Source organism: Dysgonomonas sp. Marseille-Q5470 (genome assembly GCF_951230145.1).
Classification (GTDB): domain Bacteria; phylum Bacteroidota; class Bacteroidia; order Bacteroidales; family Dysgonomonadaceae; genus Dysgonomonas.
Genome location: NZ_CATNVE010000014.1, coordinates 1 through 16,304 on the forward strand (window position 1 = coordinate 1; position 16,304 = coordinate 16,304).

Here is a 16,304-nt window from a genome sequence, read left to right on the forward strand (position 1 = left end):
TTAAAGAAACTGAAAAAATGTTAGCAAGAGAAGCTAACTTATAAGCATTTTACGTTCTTTGAAAATCCTTCCTAAGTGGTATACTTTTCAAATCCATTCCGGTATACTTTTCATTTATTATATACAGATATAGATTGCGTAATGTTTGTGTGTAGTGTCCAATTACAATACAAATTTAGGATTTGGTATTTCTCTTTAAGGTTATTTTCTTCTAATAACTGTCTGAAATTTGTCATGACATTGTAAATATCGGATTCAGACCATTTATTCTGCGACAATATTCGGTTAATTCGATCTAATATTAGACTCATACTTATATATTTATACCTACAAATATATATAGTTTTTTTGACTATTGGTATTGTTATATTAATCGTTCGTATCCTTTAAACTGTAATGCCCAAATGATACATATTTGACTAATTTATTTATAATAAAATCTTTGAGAATACTCTCTATCCAAATTCTGTAAAAGACTTTTTATTCTGAAAAATATTAGCTTATATAACCAATTACTTCTTCAAATTTTATGCATATAATTAAAATATATTATATTTGTAATGAGTAACTAATGTACGGACAAGTGTGTTCAATACTAAGACAAAATGTGATATTTTGAAATATCCTAAAGTGTTCACCTTAGAAAAAACCAGTGAAGCAAATATTTGAAATGTAGCTGTTTAACTAAAAAAATAATGGATTCCGTCCATACCGCCAAAGTAAGCGCTAATAGTCATAATAACAGACTGTTAGCGTTTTTATTTTTCTGTTTTGCACAACATTTGCACAACATCTATAAAAAATAAAACCGCCTTACTTTCCCAAGCAAGACGGCTGCAATACAAAGTTAGTAATACTCTATTTGTCGGATAGCTCTGTTACCTCTTGAATGGCTATAAAGTTTTTCCGATCAGTAGATGCATATTTTATTTGATTCTTGAATTGAGCAAAATCTTCTTCAAGTCCCCTGCTTTGTAAATATCTTAGCACGATAGCAAGCGTTTTGTCTTGCTTTATAGTGTTAAGTTGAAAGAATATGCTTTCGAGAAAGTTGTTGTTAAATACAGCTAATAGGTTATTTATATTATCCTCTAATGTCCATTTTTCACTGCAATGGATACTGGTTAGCCCACCAGCATAATAGAGAGGATTTATACCAAACTCGCTTTCTTTTTTTTGCTTGTACTGATGTATATTTGCGTTCATTTTCTGTACTTTCTCTACAAGTTTGTCTCTTAATTCTTTTTCATCGATTAGTATTGTTTCCATAATTATAAGTTTTTAAATGTGTATTATATCTAAGTTATTCTTATTTGATGGTTATTTGATTAATCTCCAGTGTATGCACCATTGCCGTAATAACGCGCCGGGGATGCGATATAGTTAGCGTTATATTCCGCTACCTCTTTAGCTAGTTTAGCTTCGTAGGCTGCCTTTCTAGCTGCTAGTATAGCATTATTGCGAACCTCAACTTTAGCAATCTTCCAAGCTTGTTTTAAAGCATCCGACATTGATACTTTATAGCCTCTTCTTATTTTGTGGGCTTCTTTCATTATTGATGATAGATTGTAGGTTGTCATAATCGCAACATTTAATGTTTACCATTTAATTACGAATCAAAGATAATGATAAAGATTAAATAAACAATACTTATATCAAATATTTTTAATTATAAACGTTGTTTTTAACATTAAATATAACGAATATCATTAAAACATGATTTATATTTGCGTAACGTTAAATATTAATTAGTCTAAATATGGGATTAAGAATTAAAGAGATTTTAAAAGAGAAAAGAATGCAGGTTGCAGAGCTTGCGGTATTGATAGAAATAACACCTCAAAATTTGAGCAAGTTGATTAATGAAAAGACTAAGCCTTCAATAGATACATATGAACGCATCGCCGTTGCTCTGGGCGTACCCTTTACGGATCTATTCGAGCAGCCAAAACAGAATGTTATCACTTGTCCACATTGTAATGGTAGAATAAAAGTTGAAAAGGAGTAGAGGTAACTACTTTGTGGGAATATCCAATTAAGATTATTTTAATATGAACTTTACAATAGACATAACAGCAGACGTTAAGCTAATACAAAAGATAGTGAACTCAACATTAAAGGGATTTATCGAAACTGGAAGATATGCCCTTTCAAAAAGAGAGTCGTATGCCCAGTTTGGGCAACCGAAAATAGATTTACTTATTGCTAACGGTCTTTTGAAAGACACAAGCAAGAGTGATTATAAAGCCCAATACTTACTATCCGATATTATTACAGGTATAGAGATGTGGGAAAACATGAAACGTAAGAAATAATGAAACTGTCTGATTTTATGAAATTTATCCATGTTGGATATACAAAGTTTTACGAAATGCTAAAAACAGGCGAGATCGACGCACGGAAGACATATAAAGAGGGTCGATATAGAACTATTGAACTTGAAGAAGCACACAGAGTAAAGAATAATAGGTTATCAAAGGGTAGATCAAAGTAGAGAAAGGATGAAAGATTAATGATATATTATTAAACCGACTATGGTAGCAGGGAAATATTTCACATTAAATGAGCTATCTGAATATATCGGTCTTGGCAGAGACGGTATAAATGCACTTGTAGAAAAAGGATACATAAAAGCATTCAAGGATAAAAGCAGAAGATGGCTATACGATAAAGAGGATATTGATTCCTATTTAGAAAAATGTAAACAGGAAGCACTAATATAGCCTAAAGAATCCCTCTTAATTTGTAAGAAGACAAACACAAAAGAAAGCGATTACCGGCGACTAAATTAAAGGATATCTAAGCTGTAAATCTGCATTTTTTATTTTGGGATTTATCTATAAATGAACAGTTAGCAATTGCAATTGTTATTATTTTGTATTTATTTGTATTGTTTATAATTATATTTTACTACATTTATCTATCTTTGCGGAACAATTTAGCAAAAAGAGAACTATAAAGCCTATGAAGTATTATGCATCAGCATATTATTATACTATTCAAGAGCACCAAAAAAACTAATCGCAACAACAATGAACTTAGGAATGCAAATAAACAAAGATTTGGTAGGAAACTTGATTATTCTACTTGCCGATCGCTGTAAGCCTCTGTATCATACAAAGTTGATGAAGCTATTGTTTTTTATTGATCAAGAGGCTACGAAAACAAAAGGAACGCCTATCACTTGGTTGGATTATAAAGCATGGAGATTAGGACCTGTATCTCCTGAATTATTTTATTCGAAAAATAAAGGTTTTAATAAATTTAGTCAGTTTGTGAACTTTGAGAGTACAGGCACGAATAATGCTTGTATTGTTAAGCCTATTAAAGCATTTGACGATTCTGAATTTAGCGAATGGGATTTGGAGATTATAGATAATGTGATTCAGGAATATGGGAAATTAAATACAGAGGCATTGGTTCAATTGACTCATGAAAAAGGATCTCTATGGGATAAAGTGATTAAAGATTCGGATATAAGATTTACTCAAGATAATAAGACAAGCGATAAATCTTTAGATTTTCTCCAATTAATAGAAGACGATGATTATAAAAAGTCTATTTATTATTCAACGTTGGAAAACTTAGAATTAAAATCTACACTATAACTTAGTTTATAAGATCATGACTTATCCTTTGGGGACAATAATTTTAGTCAAGAATTATAAATTACCAACAGAAGAAAAGGATAAGTTCTTTATTGTCATTGATAAAAAAGGAGATGAGTATAATTTAATGTCAATGACTACTTCTCAGTTTTACTTTTCGGAAGATATTATTAAGCATGGTGTTATAAATAAAGATACTGGTGCATCAATGTATTGTTTCAAAAAAGATCAAATTATAGGTGTCAACGGTTTTGCTTTTCGTAAACATACATTTATCAACCACAATAGTAATATACATCAGTTTAGTTTTGAAGTATTAGGTAGCTATACTGTTGAAACGATAGATATACTAACAAACGAAGAACTTCAAAGCTTGATTTACAGTTTCTATCAATATAAGGGTACCCCAAAGAAATATAAGTCTATTATTGAATCCATTTTGAACATTATTTGCGAATAATCTATAAATTTTTGCATTGACTGAGGTTTATTTCTCTATCCCAGATGGCTCGAATCTCTACTAAATACAAGAATTATGAGTAATAAAAAAGGGTGTTCCCAATCTACACCCTCAATATCGTTCTTCCTTTTTTTATGGACTCAAAAAACTCCCCCTCCTTAGTGCAATCTTGGTGTTGTTTACACTCACCCTTGCGGTAACCTTTGGGTTGTTACCATTGAAGTCAATTATATTATATTTATTCTGAATTTGAGGTTTTCTTAGATTTTAAGAGGACTAGCACACATATGCGTAATGATAGTGAAAAAATCTTTAGTCTGTTGTTTGACCGTTGTTTTATCCCCTTTTTTTTATGGAGTCCAAAAACTCAGAATAATTATTTCCTGCTTCTTTTTTATGGACTCCGAAAATTCTGGATAATCTAACTTCCATTTGTTTATTGTTGATTCTGCAACCTCAAAGAATTGAGCAAGTTCTTTATCTGTTGTCCTCTAATTATTTTAGTCCTTACCTCCTACAAACATCTTTCGTGAAGCTTTACAGCTTGCTTTAGAACATAATCAGCATCTACTTGAAGTCTATTATTCCGCTCTTCAATAAGTTCTTTTATTCTGCTTTGAATGTCATGTTTTGTCATATTGTCAAACCCGACTTGTCGAGCAGAAGTGGAGCTATATCCCGCCCTTATTGCTGCTTGTGTAGCATTAAAGTCGATAATATATTCCCTGTAAAATATTTCTTGTTTATTCATAAACGTAACTATCTAGCTTATAGTATAAATACATTAGCCATTATTTAGATTAATTCTAAATAGATAAGTGATCTAATCTATTATCTATTGAAAAATAAATATTTAATACATTTGTGTTACAACAAACTTTTAATTAAAATGAAGAATTTATTTTACATACTATTGTCGGTTCTTTTATTTACTTCGTGTTCGATGTATAAATCAATTAATGAAACAGTTGTTATTGATTATTCGAGATATACAAGTCAGGATTTCTTTATTACAGAAAGTAATTCTGTTAGTTTTGATTATAAGCCTATTGGGTCTGTAGTTACAGTTGTAAAAGGAACCAAGAAAAAAGAAACCGGTAAACAGAATGATGGAGATAGCGTACAAAAACGTAAGAAAAGTTTTTTTGAGGAATCTAGAGCTGAGTATTATTCTGTGTATGAAGCCATAGATGAATTTGTAAAAAGAAGTAAAATTACAGGAGCCAATGGCGCAATAAATTTTAAAGTATCATATACAAATGATAAAGAATTCGGAAATGGATATGTTATTACAGGAATGGCTATAAAGAAATAAAATATGAAACATTTATCTTGTGTGTTCCTCGTAGTGCTTATTATTTCATGCTCGTCAGATAACGAGAATGAACCCGAATATATCGACAACTCCCTTCTATGGGGTGCATGGTACAGAAAGAAAACAAGTATAGACTCAACAGTGTATATTTTCAAAAACGATTGGTGCACTAGGGAGGATTGGGAAACATGGCCTACACTTTCCAAGGAAAGCTCTTATCCATGGACTTATAAACTTACTAAAGATAAGATCATATTAAATGACAATGTAAATGGAGGATGGGAATATACTCTTATTGGAAATAAATTGTCTATATTAGAAAATAGAACAACGTGGATAGAGTACACCAAGGTAGAATAAGAAAGGGGCAAACGCCCCTTTTTCTTTATCTATAATATGGCATGCGTATCAGCTTACATTTAGCGAGCCCATCGGTATTAACGGTAATCTCCTGCATCATGTAATAAGTGCCGTCGATAAATATAGGAACAAGCTCATTGTATGTGTACAGGTCTAACCCTTTAAGATATACATAACATTCTAATACGGCAGGCTGATTTATAATAAACTGATAAGTATCGTAGTATTTCTTAATAAGTCCGTTATCCCCCATAAAATACATGTCTTTATCAAATAATGCAGACATATAAGAATCTTCTGTATCAATATATGTTTTTTGTTTCAGCACTCTATAGCTAACACTTTTATAATTACCGGACTCATCATATATCGGAATATACGCGTATGTATTGGCGTTAACATCGGTGATGTTATCGGATGGTGCAAAATAAAGCTCGAACAGTTCTTTCTCTTTCGGTATTGTCTGATTGTCTATAATAAAATATCCGTCTACTTTTGTCTTTACTGAATCATCCTTCTTATATTTGATTATATTCTTTTGAGCATAGTCTGAATAGACATACGTCATAAGCATATTTTTTCTGTCGGCTATTAAGTTAGTCCAATCGTACGCCTTATATTTACCATCGTATATGTCTGATACGGACACAAACTGTATAGCTGAATTATTAATGTCTGCCTTATAGAATACAAACAACCCATATTGCCACATAATATTTTTAAGGAAGTCAACAACGGTAAGATCAGGAAGGTTAGGAACAATTGGGTATTTATCACCGAATTTTACTTCATCGTATTTTACATAGATGTCAGGCCCTATTGATGGAACAAGTATTTCTGTACCATCAAGATCAACGGATGATATGCCTTTTCTGTATTGGGCTACTATGTATATGTTCTTATCCTCGGTAAGATCAAAACTAAAATCTAAATCCATAGTACTAACATAATCGCCATCTTCATTCATGGTGATAGGGAAGTATTGTTCTGCATAGACTGTAAGCCAGTCTGTTACTATCACTCTTAATTGATAATTCGCAGGATCAACAAGCGTATTAGGCACTTTAAGAAATGTGCTTGATTGGATAGTTACTTTAGAATCTTTTTTCCCTTTTATGTGACTTGCAGGAAAACTATATCCTATTAAATCTAAATTTCCGGATATACCCGTAAAAGTAAAATAAGAGAGCGAATGTATGCCTGTTGGATTATATCCTATGATATTAGTTCTTACAAAATACTTATCGGCCCATGTTATTTGGTTCGCATTCTTATCGATGAGCGGAACCCATCGCTTAGTGAATACATCCCCAAACTTCTCAACATCATATATGAATTGTACGCCTGTATCAGCTTCTATAAGCTTTAAGATATAATCATACGTAACGGATGGGTGAATATATTGTATGTCGTTTAAACCATGCCCGAAATCAATTTTTATAAATCCTTTTTGCGCTGTTGAACTATCCGGTAAGAATGGTGTGTCATTAGACCAAGTTAGATACTCGCTACTTGACAGATCCCTAAGCTTAAGATCCTTTAATTTTAACAGGTTGATAGTATTTCCCCATACAACGGAGAGTTCGAGATCTTCTTCTCCTGATTTAAGCAATGTGCATATTCCTTTTATAAATGTGAGTCCATCCCTTATTTCTTCGAACGTATGTTCGCGGTATGGAAAAATAGAATAGACATCAGGATTATTGGAGAGCCCGAATATTGTAAGGTTCCTTTGTGTTTTGGGAACTTTATATGTAGTTGTCCTATTGGATAGTATCTTTGTTATATCTCTGAATATAGGAGATGTGAAGATATATCCAGCAGCGTTATCGTTTTCGATATCTATCTGCTGTTCGTCTATGTATACTTCTCGAATTGTATTCATAATTATAAGCTACTAATTTTTTCTAGTGATATTGCTTGTGAGTTTTCCTCTTCTTTAACATTTATAATAAATGTATCCGGTATAGCCGATATTATTCTTTGGATAAAATCACTTTCAATGTCTTTAATTTTTTCCTCAAAAGTCAAGGGGTCAAGTTTTCCGTCAAAATCCGGATGTGCCTTTTTAAATTTATCCAATAGATGATTATCCTCAATAAATTGATAAGCTAAACGTGCAAATGTTATAGTTTTCATTTTCTCTTGTTTTTAATGTCTAAAAGACGATTCATGCTTTATTATTATCTTAATTGTGAATATTTATTTTCAATTGTTCTTTACTAATACCTTTACCTGCTGCATATTCCAATAGTTCACCTATATTCTTAAATCCCGGTTGTTTTGGAATATTCTTTTCTGTAATTTCAAGTTTTTTCAAGTTTTGAATGTCAGGTTTTGTAAGGTTCTCGCTTCTGTTATGTATCATAACACCGTACTGCTTAGCGTAGTAAAACAGCGTTGATATGTTGAAGTTCCGCATTTTCATACAGTCGGTGTACTTCCTATCTGTTGCTTTCTGATCGTATTTTATTGAATACCGACTGACAGCATGAAAGTAACTTCTACCCGATTCCCCAAACTCGGATGCAATGGCAGCACCTATTTCTAGCCACTGTTGATAATTCCCGGTAATGTCGGTTTGTCGGCTCTGTATTTCTGATATAAGCTTTTCTACATCGTTTGTTGCACTGCTACCATAAACCTTGTTATATTTTGGTGCGTCTTTCTTTTCCTCATATATCCGGGTATAAACAGTTGCATTGTCATTAAAATACGCTTTCGGATCATACGACATAAAGCGAAGGCGACTAACATTTACACAGCTATGGTCCACTACTATACCGCATCGCTCGAAATCCTCACAGCAGGCTTTAAAATGCTTCCTGTGCTTATTCGGATACTTGATGGGGATAAGTAGAAAATAACCTTTTCCTCCGACCGACAGTCCACAATAAGCGACATAGGGTATTTGTGATATAAGTTTCTTTAGCTCCTGAAAATTGCATACATGGGTATTGTCTTTTGCATCCACATCTATACAGATCGCCCCGCTATGCTCTATCAGAGCCTCGTCTTTACGCTCGCTGAATGTTCCTGATGGAATAAAGCAGGGTATTGATAGTTTCAAGGTCTTATCTCCGGTATTCCGGTATTCCTCGACTTTACTTATAATCTTTTGGCTGGTGACAGCCTGTAAAATTGTCGTCGTCGCTATCGGTGTTGTGTCAGTTGCTTTTGCAAATACCGACACATTGCGAGTAAATATATTTATCTTTTCTGTTTGCATCTCTAAAATATCAATTTGTAACTGACTGATTATCAGTGCCGACATTTACCGTCATTTTCACCAATAATCTAATTTACAGCATCTTATAAAACACACTAAGTTTATTGCCGACACATTTACCGTCATTTTTACCGTCAAAACAACCGACATTTACCGTCTTTTCTGTCGTTACCGTCACCGTCATCCGCCTATATGTATAATAGGCGGTAATGACGGTTCGGTACGACGGTCGGTAAATTATATGCAGGTGTCTAAAACGGGAGTTCTTTTTGTTGTTCGTTTTTAAATGGGATATAATAAAATCCAGAATCATTTTTTGATATAATATTATCTTCCAAAGCTTTTTTTATCCTACGCTCAGCCGTTCGTTCTTTCACTTCTGATTGTTTCATTACCTCGTTTCTCAAATCAGCATAACTCATTGTATTACCAACTTTAAGAATGTTATCAAAAAAAGATTTGTTTTTTTCGGTCGTCGCTAGTTTTGGTTCGGGATAATAAAGTTCCGGTAGGGCATCCTCATTGATACGAAAACAAAAATCATTAATCGGTCTATGTCTGCTGTCAATAGCTTTAGCCTCTATGTAGGGAATACTCTCATCCTTTTTGGTTAATAATATAGTTATCTCTCCTTTCTGTCTAAGGAAAGCCCCTAAATGCCCTCTTAGTTCCGCTGTGCCCTTATTTACGTGTAGACAGGTTAGTATGTGGCAATCGTATTGCGTACTCCATCGGGTAAGCATCTCGACGGCATTTTTACTTTGTTCAATATTGTTGAAATCAGCTAAAAGGTCAACAATGCCATCCAACATAACGAGATCCGGATTTATATCCTTTATCGCAGATTCGATGATTTCACATCTTTTTTCACTAGATACTTCACGCAGATTTAGCGAAACGAAAAAATCCTTATTTTGGGATGTATCCCAGTGATTAATCCGGTGTACCCTTTTCGCTACATTTTGAGTGTCGCTAACATCCTGTTCTGTATCTATGAATAATACTTTAGCCTCTTTAGGACAATGGAAGCCTAAGAAACTATCATCATTTAAAGCCGAGGCTCCGATCGCTGATATAAGAAATGTTTTTCCGACTTTAGCGGATGCTGCTATTGTACCGATATTCCTACGATGCAACATTGGTATTTCTGTGTCAGTCTGGATAATCAAAGGCTCGGGCGGAGCAATTTGTTTGGATAGGTCTATCTTATAGGCTTCCCATCCATTTTTCGGAGGCTCGAACTTTGACAGGTCTATAAAGGTCTTTGTTTCGTCCCGAACAGGCTTTAATAGTGCTATATCTGCCATTGTCATTAGCCTTTCTTTTTAAAATACCATACTCCGGGTTCTTTGGATATCGGACAAATACCTTGATGTGTTCTTTCTATCAGTCCCTTATCTTCAAGCATACGAGTGAAGCGACAAACATTCGGTCGGGTTACGCCTGTAGTTTCAGCAGCATCGTACATTGTACTATGATTGTTGCTAAAAAACAGATAGATAGCTTGCTTTTGATCGTGAAATTGCTTATCTTTGATGTGTTGTACTAAAGATAGAGGCTTCCGGTTGGGGGCTTTTTTCTTTTTCATATTATCGCCCTCCTTCTAAAATCTGTTTAACCTCAGACATTTTGTATCGGCGTTTACCTCCCACATTTACCGGAACTAAATACCCTCTTTTCTCCCATCTCCATAGTGTAGATAAATCCACACTAAGTATATCGCTAACTTGTTTTGCGCTTGGATATGTTTCTGCTTTATCAGATACAACAGCATCCTCAAGTTCTTTTCTTGTGTCCTGTATTACTTCTTTATGCCATTCCCTTAAGTCATTAATAGATATGGCTAATGTGATATTTGCGTCTTTTTTTAATAATTCTGCTATACTCATTATAACTTTAAATTAAATCCGAATGTGCGCACTATCGGTTGTTTATAATTCAAAGTTATAAGCTAAAGTACTGTATTGCAATTATTTGAAATTGTATGTCTTTGTATTCAAGAACATACAAGAATAGACAAAAAAAAATGCAACAAAATAGCTGCATTCTTTTTAGATATATGGTGTATCTTACCTATGGTAGTTTATTTTCAATTTGTTTTATATCTTCACTTGATATCGGTGTTGTCAATGACCCATTATTAAAAACAATAAACTTCTGACAGCTTTGATTCGTAAGGTTCAATCCAAATCGCTCGTTTAAAGCATTATAAATTTTTTGCTTATCTCTTTCGGGTATTATAATATAATTTTTATTTTTCAAAGCTAGTAATATTGTAGCTGCTTTCTTGCCTTTAGCTCCGATAAATAACTGATCTAATACCTCACACACCCTTTTTGTGTCACAATTAAGCAAAAGAGATTCAAATGCTATCTTAGGAGGGTTTATCTTTTGTTCTGATTCTAGATATTCGACTAAATATTTTACTTCTGAGTTGTAGATATTGAATAATCGATCTAATACTAGGCTATCTTGATTTAGAAAAGACCCCGATTCTTTTAGATCAATAATCTCATTTTCAATAGGTTTGTTTTCTTCGTATAGTTTTTGGATAATCAAATATCCTTTAGTCTTAGATTCAGGGTCATTTATAGGACCTACATAATCCGCTCCATCCATTACATCTTTTCCATTTATAAGACTTATTGCATATTCTAATTTTGTCGTGACGTCTTTGTAGTCTACATCGTCTAGCGTGCGCCTTTTTTGCAAATTCCCATATTTTCTTTCAGTTTCAATCAAGGTTTTTATTCGCTCAATTTCAATATCACATTTTTTTGTAAACTCATAATCATAAGATCGATTCATGAAATCTGCAACGTCATGCCCTGCATCCCATATAAGAAAAGCTGATTTTTTATTTATGAAAAACTTTAATCTTTCACGTAAGTCTGTTATTTCTTCAGCATCAATGTAGGCTCTTTTGAAGTCAAAAATATCATATTCATCTTCATCCATAAGAGTCCCTTTGATTAGATTCCTTTTATACTCTATTATAAAATTCAGATTGTACACTTTCTCGATGAAGGCTAAAGATTTATTTATAGAAGATTTTAGGTTCAAAATCAATTCGACATTTAAGCCATCTTTTATTATATTCTCATCGTCATAACCTAGTGATTCAGTATAAACAAATGGGTAATAAACTCCAAGCTGGTTCTCATAGCATAAATCTTTGAAAGCAGATCTCATATAAGACATTATAAGAACGGGATCATCGTACTTTAATATATTGTTTTGCAACTCAGTATCGAATTTATTCATAACGTCTAAGAAATCATCATCGCTGAATGTACCGCCCCACGTTGCGTTATACAGGCTGATTATTTCTTCGGTACCAAAGCCACACTGATCAAAACTATCTATTATTATCTTTTCGGTCATTTCTATGGCATCCTTCAAAAAGGAGCTAAAATATTTGATGGCACTTGTTTTCATTTTTATTTATACATATTACTCCACGCTTTTTTCATCATTTCTGCGTGTTCTGATTGTTTTACTTTGATATATTTCAAGAATGACTTTTCTGTGCGATGTCCTGAGATAGACATTATCATAAGAGTAGGTAATCCACGTTTGTACATATTGGTACAGAATGATCTTCGCCCGGTATGGGACGAAATAAGCTCATATTTCGGATATAGCTCTGTTATCAATTTACCGCCTTTGGTTATAGTTATGGACTCCTTAGAATCTATTCCGGCAAACTTTGCTGCTTCTTTGATATATTCGTTAAATCGTTGGTTACTTATCGGTTCAGGAAGACTATAATCGTATTTCTCCAATATTTCCAATACAACCGGATGTAATGGTATTACGACTTTGGTGTTTGTCTTTTGTTGACGAAAGGATATAAAACCGTCTTGAATATCAGTCTTTCCTACTTTCTCTAAATCGCTAAATCGGCATCCAGTCCACGCCAAAAGTAAAAACCAATCCCGAACACGATCTAAGTACGGAGCTTTCGAAAAATCTTTATCTTTTAATTGCTGTAATTCAGATTCATTCAGATAAATAGTGTCTGTTTCCTCTGTAAATACATGAAAGGTATTATAGTCTATTGATTTGTTATAACCTTGCGCAGTAGCTTCATTCAGCATCAATTTAAGTATTCTAATATGCTTTCCCACACTATTAGCCGTGAAGCTTTCTTTCAGCAAAATAGGTTCTTCTTTATCGTTTAGTTTAGGTTTTCCGTTACTATCTATTTCCGGTATTTCCTTTTGAAGATAAGCCACGAATCCATCATAGAAAAGCTGATCTATTTCGTCAAATCTAAAATCTTTCTTCTTTATGCTTTCGGCAAAAGCTATCAGATGTTTTTCAGTCGCTTTGTATTGTTGGATATTGTTGTAGGTTAGATTTCTTCCTGTCTTTTTATCTTTCCTGTTCGGAGCTTCCTCTATGAATTTATCTATAAACTTAAAAAGCGTGTCAATAATGACTTTGGGTTTATATTTATCGGGGTGCAACTCTTTGTCGATTGCGATATCTAACCACTCCGATGTCAATTTTGATTTATTGGACTCTCTTTCATAGACTGTTAGTATTAAAGACTTGCGATCATTGACAGATTTATTAAATGTCGTCTTATCTTTGTATAACTGTCTTTTTCCGATAGCTTGTTCTTTATCATCCCAAACATCCGGATCGATAAGCAACTCGCTAGCGTGAAAGATTTGTACACTCCTGCCATCAGAAAGTCTAAATCGTATATTGACTTTATCAACTTTCTTTTTGCTCGTCCTGATAAATGCTTTTACAGTTGCCATATTTAGTAATTATAAATATCCGTTGTGCAAATATACTAAACTTGCACAACAATACAGCAACAAAGTGAGACAATATGCAATTAAATAAAATGTATTTTAATCACGTAAAATATTGTGTATATTTGCAATTAGGTTAAAAAAGCTTGTTTATAGACTATTTAAAGATATGCTATTATTGCATAAGGTTAGTCCCGTCCATACCGCCAATGTTAAAGCCAATAGGCGACAAAATTTAGTTAAATCCTACAATATCAATATATTGTAGGATTTTTCTTTTTATCCATATAGCCAGAAAAAGACATAAAACGGGCATCGAATGCCTTAATTCGTTCCCCAAAGTGTTCACCCTAACCGAAAAAAGCGTTCACCCTAAATTGTCTTTAATTGGCAGTGTATCAGACATTTTTGGAAGTACAAGATTTACTCATTCGAAAAACAATAATGTTTTATTTGTAATTTAAAATGAGTAGTTATGAAAAGTACATTCAATGTCATTTATTACATCCGTCGAGACAAACTTAAAAAGGACGGAACAGCACCTATCTTTTGCCGGATTACCATCTCTCAGGAAAAGGTCAGTTTTAATATAAAAGCTGCAATAAATACAGGTATATGGGAATCAAGTACAGGCAGAGCAATCGGGAAAAGTCGAGAAGCTTTAGGTATCAATAAGATTATAGATTCTTATACCAGCCTTATCAATGAAAAATACAATGAGATATTTGATCGTGATGGGATTGTTTCTGCAGAAGGCTTGAAAAACAGTATTCTTGGTATCTCCTCCTCTCCTAACGACATTCCAATCTATCTTTTGGAAGTCTACCGCCAGCACAATGAAGATATGGAAAAACTGGTCCGAACAAAATACTCTCCGGCTATCCTGCAAAAATACAAATGTGTTTATAAAAAGATTCAGTCATTCTTAAAATTCAAATACAATCTGTCTGATATCAAACTGAAAGATATTAAACACAGTTTCTTAACGGATTTTGAAACTTATCTCAGAATTGAAGGGAATTGCCAGACCAATACAATCGGACGCAACATGAGGCTTCTGAAGAAGATTATCAATATAGCAAAGAATAATGGTTGGATCATTGCAGACCCTTATGCGAATTATAAAATTCATTTTGAGAAGGTTGACAGAGGATATCTGACCGAAGAAGAGATAAAAGCAATTATTGAGAAAGACTTCTCTATTGGCCGGATTGAAAAAGTAAGGGATATATTTGTATTTTCCTGCTTTACAGGACTTTCATATACAGATATATATGAATTAACGTATGACGATATAAAGCCTCATTTTGATGATAATTTATGGATTATGAAGAAGCGTGTTAAAACGAATACAGATATAACCGTTCCTTTGATGGATATACCGCTTTCTATAATCGAGAAATATAGAGGGAAACAAAAGAACAACAAAGTTCTTCCGACAATGTGCAATCAGAAGATGAACTCTTATCTGAAGGAAATTGCCGATTTGTGCGGTATTGAGAAGCATCTCACCTATCACATGAGCCGTCATACATTTGCAACGACGTTTTTATCATTGGGTATTCCGATCGAGTCTGTATCGAAAATGCTGGGGCATACCAAAATACAGACAACGCAGATATATGCCCGTATAACCAATAACAAGATAGCCAATGAAATGAATGCAATTGCGGGAAAACTAAAAACTTACGAATCAAAAAGTGCTATTGTTTAATCTAGTTAAATTTATGAAAACTGTATATATAAAATTCATAAATATAGATACTAGCAAACCAACCATTGAAGTAAAAATAGTAGATGGTGCAGTTTGGATGACAATAAATGAAATAGCTGATTTGTTCGGGGTATATACCCCGACAATCAGCAAACATCTCAAAGTTATGTTTAAAGATGGCTTATTGAGAGAGCCAGACGTGGCAAAGGAATGTAGATATACACGAAATGAGAAAGAAGAATATATTCGTATCTATTACAATTTAGAGGTTATCATCTTCTTAAGTTTCCGTATTCAAACCCTATACACCAAGGCTTTTAGAGAATGGGTATTGAATGCTTTCCAGGAATATAGCAAAGAGAAAAAGCCGCATGATGTACTTGTGATGTTTAATACCAGTACAAGAGAATCTTCACTTAAAACTTTGAATTGATATGGAATTACAAATTATTCAGAATAAAATATTTGAGGTTCGGGGCTTACGGATAATGATTGATTTTCATTTGGCAGAACTCTATCAAGTTGAAACGCGAGTTTTAAAACAGGCTGTTCGAAGAAATATAGAGCGTTTTCCAAAAGACTTTATGTTTGAACTGACGGATGAAGAAGCTATGGAATTGATAAACATGGGGGTGTCACAATCTGTGATACCCTCCGGTTACAATGTCGGAGCAACTAAAATCTTTGCATTCACGGAATTATGTAAAGGTTGACATAATTCTGTTTATGTAAACAAAAAGATTATGTAAAGCTTCCTACTTAACAGGTTGTGTAACAGTAGTTGTGTAAGTATTTTCTTTACATAATCTTTTCCTTTTTACTTAAATCCCTTCAACCATTCCATAAGTT

20 protein-coding genes and 1 pseudogene are annotated in these 16,304 nt (G+C 33.4%); 10 read left to right on the plus strand and 11 right to left on the minus strand.

Going from position 1 to position 16,304, the window contains the following annotated elements; translation table 11 throughout:
• Window positions 1-858: 858 nt before the first annotated feature.
• Together QOX35_RS15915 and QOX35_RS15920 are read right to left on the minus strand one after the other, a co-directional pair.
• Window positions 859-1,269, minus strand: a complete 411-nt coding sequence (locus QOX35_RS15915) for a hypothetical protein (protein WP_283687769.1) — start codon at window positions 1,267-1,269, stop codon at window positions 859-861.
• 59 nt (window positions 1,270-1,328) lie between these two features.
• Complete coding sequence (locus QOX35_RS15920; protein WP_283687770.1) at window positions 1,329-1,580, minus strand: hypothetical protein; 252 nt, start codon at window positions 1,578-1,580, stop codon at window positions 1,329-1,331.
• 179 nt (window positions 1,581-1,759) lie between these two features.
• Between QOX35_RS15920 and QOX35_RS15925 the strand changes: the two genes are divergently transcribed.
• From QOX35_RS15925 to QOX35_RS15945, 5 genes are all read left to right on the plus strand, one after another.
• Window positions 1,760-2,008 (plus strand): helix-turn-helix domain-containing protein, encoded by a 249-nt coding sequence (locus tag QOX35_RS15925; protein WP_283687771.1) that lies wholly within the window; start codon window positions 1,760-1,762, stop codon window positions 2,006-2,008.
• A gap of 43 nt (window positions 2,009-2,051) precedes the next feature.
• A complete protein-coding gene (locus QOX35_RS15930; protein WP_283687772.1) occupies window positions 2,052-2,315 on the plus strand; it encodes a hypothetical protein in 264 nt (87 codons plus the stop codon).
• A gap of 219 nt (window positions 2,316-2,534) precedes the next feature.
• On the plus strand, window positions 2,535-2,723 hold the full coding sequence (locus QOX35_RS15935) for a helix-turn-helix domain-containing protein (RefSeq protein WP_283687773.1): 189 nt from the start codon (window positions 2,535-2,537) through the stop codon (window positions 2,721-2,723).
• A gap of 309 nt (window positions 2,724-3,032) precedes the next feature.
• Window positions 3,033-3,608 carry a Panacea domain-containing protein gene (locus tag QOX35_RS15940; RefSeq protein WP_283687774.1) on the plus strand — a complete coding sequence of 192 codons (576 nt, stop codon included), beginning with the start codon at window positions 3,033-3,035 and terminating at the stop codon, window positions 3,606-3,608.
• A 16-nt stretch (window positions 3,609-3,624) separates the two neighbouring features.
• Window positions 3,625-4,068, plus strand: coding sequence for a hypothetical protein (locus QOX35_RS15945; protein ID WP_283687775.1), 444 nt, complete (start codon window positions 3,625-3,627; stop codon window positions 4,066-4,068).
• 514 nt (window positions 4,069-4,582) lie between these two features.
• On the opposite strand, the gene QOX35_RS15950 is transcribed toward QOX35_RS15945, so the two are convergent.
• Window positions 4,583-4,819 (minus strand): terminase small subunit, encoded by a 237-nt coding sequence (locus QOX35_RS15950; RefSeq protein WP_283687776.1) that lies wholly within the window; start codon window positions 4,817-4,819, stop codon window positions 4,583-4,585.
• A gap of 138 nt (window positions 4,820-4,957) precedes the next feature.
• On the opposite strand from QOX35_RS15950, the gene QOX35_RS15955 reads away from it, so the two are divergent.
• Both QOX35_RS15955 and QOX35_RS15960 read left to right on the plus strand, forming a co-directional pair.
• Entirely contained in the window at window positions 4,958-5,383 is a 426-nt protein-coding gene (locus QOX35_RS15955) for a hypothetical protein (RefSeq protein ID WP_283687777.1), read from the plus strand.
• A gap of 3 nt (window positions 5,384-5,386) precedes the next feature.
• Window positions 5,387-5,743, plus strand: a complete 357-nt coding sequence (locus QOX35_RS15960; protein WP_283687778.1) for a hypothetical protein — start codon at window positions 5,387-5,389, stop codon at window positions 5,741-5,743.
• Window positions 5,744-5,768: 25 nt separating this feature from the next.
• Here QOX35_RS15960 and QOX35_RS15965 read toward each other — a convergent pair whose 3' ends face one another.
• From QOX35_RS15965 to QOX35_RS16000, 8 genes are all read right to left on the minus strand, one after another.
• Window positions 5,769-7,628, minus strand: a complete 1,860-nt coding sequence (locus QOX35_RS15965; protein ID WP_283687779.1) for a hypothetical protein — start codon at window positions 7,626-7,628, stop codon at window positions 5,769-5,771.
• A gap of 2 nt (window positions 7,629-7,630) precedes the next feature.
• On the minus strand, window positions 7,631-7,882 hold the full coding sequence (locus QOX35_RS15970) for a hypothetical protein (RefSeq protein ID WP_283687780.1): 252 nt from the start codon (window positions 7,880-7,882) through the stop codon (window positions 7,631-7,633).
• A 49-nt stretch (window positions 7,883-7,931) separates the two neighbouring features.
• Entirely contained in the window at window positions 7,932-9,017 is a 1,086-nt protein-coding gene (locus tag QOX35_RS15975) for a BT4734/BF3469 family protein (RefSeq protein WP_283687781.1), read from the minus strand.
• A 206-nt stretch (window positions 9,018-9,223) separates the two neighbouring features.
• Window positions 9,224-10,279 (minus strand): AAA family ATPase, encoded by a 1,056-nt coding sequence (locus tag QOX35_RS15980; protein WP_283687782.1) that lies wholly within the window; start codon window positions 10,277-10,279, stop codon window positions 9,224-9,226.
• Between the two features lie 5 nt (window positions 10,280-10,284).
• Window positions 10,285-10,560 (minus strand): hypothetical protein, encoded by a 276-nt coding sequence (locus QOX35_RS15985; RefSeq protein WP_283687783.1) that lies wholly within the window; start codon window positions 10,558-10,560, stop codon window positions 10,285-10,287.
• A 1-nt stretch (window position 10,561) separates the two neighbouring features.
• Window positions 10,562-10,861, minus strand: coding sequence for a helix-turn-helix domain-containing protein (locus QOX35_RS15990; protein WP_283687784.1), 300 nt, complete (start codon window positions 10,859-10,861; stop codon window positions 10,562-10,564).
• Window positions 10,862-11,045: 184 nt separating this feature from the next.
• Complete coding sequence (locus QOX35_RS15995; RefSeq protein WP_283687785.1) at window positions 11,046-12,410, minus strand: hypothetical protein; 1,365 nt, start codon at window positions 12,408-12,410, stop codon at window positions 11,046-11,048.
• Between the two features lie 2 nt (window positions 12,411-12,412).
• Window positions 12,413-13,744 (minus strand): site-specific integrase, encoded by a 1,332-nt coding sequence (locus QOX35_RS16000; RefSeq protein ID WP_283687786.1) that lies wholly within the window; start codon window positions 13,742-13,744, stop codon window positions 12,413-12,415.
• A 472-nt stretch (window positions 13,745-14,216) separates the two neighbouring features.
• On the opposite strand from QOX35_RS16000, the gene QOX35_RS16005 reads away from it, so the two are divergent.
• The 3 genes and pseudogenes from QOX35_RS16005 to QOX35_RS16015 form a co-directional block, all read left to right on the plus strand.
• Window positions 14,217-15,455, plus strand: coding sequence for a site-specific integrase (locus QOX35_RS16005; protein WP_283687787.1), 1,239 nt, complete (start codon window positions 14,217-14,219; stop codon window positions 15,453-15,455).
• Window positions 15,456-15,468: 13 nt separating this feature from the next.
• The gene (locus tag QOX35_RS16010; protein WP_283687788.1) at window positions 15,469-15,888 is read left to right on the plus strand and encodes a virulence RhuM family protein; all 420 of its coding nucleotides are present in this window, start codon (window positions 15,469-15,471) and stop codon (window positions 15,886-15,888) included.
• Window position 15,889: 1 nt separating this feature from the next.
• Window positions 15,890-16,153: pseudogene (locus QOX35_RS16015) on the plus strand (ORF6N domain-containing protein); the annotation flags it as partial.
• Between the last annotated feature and the right edge of the window lie 151 nt (window positions 16,154-16,304).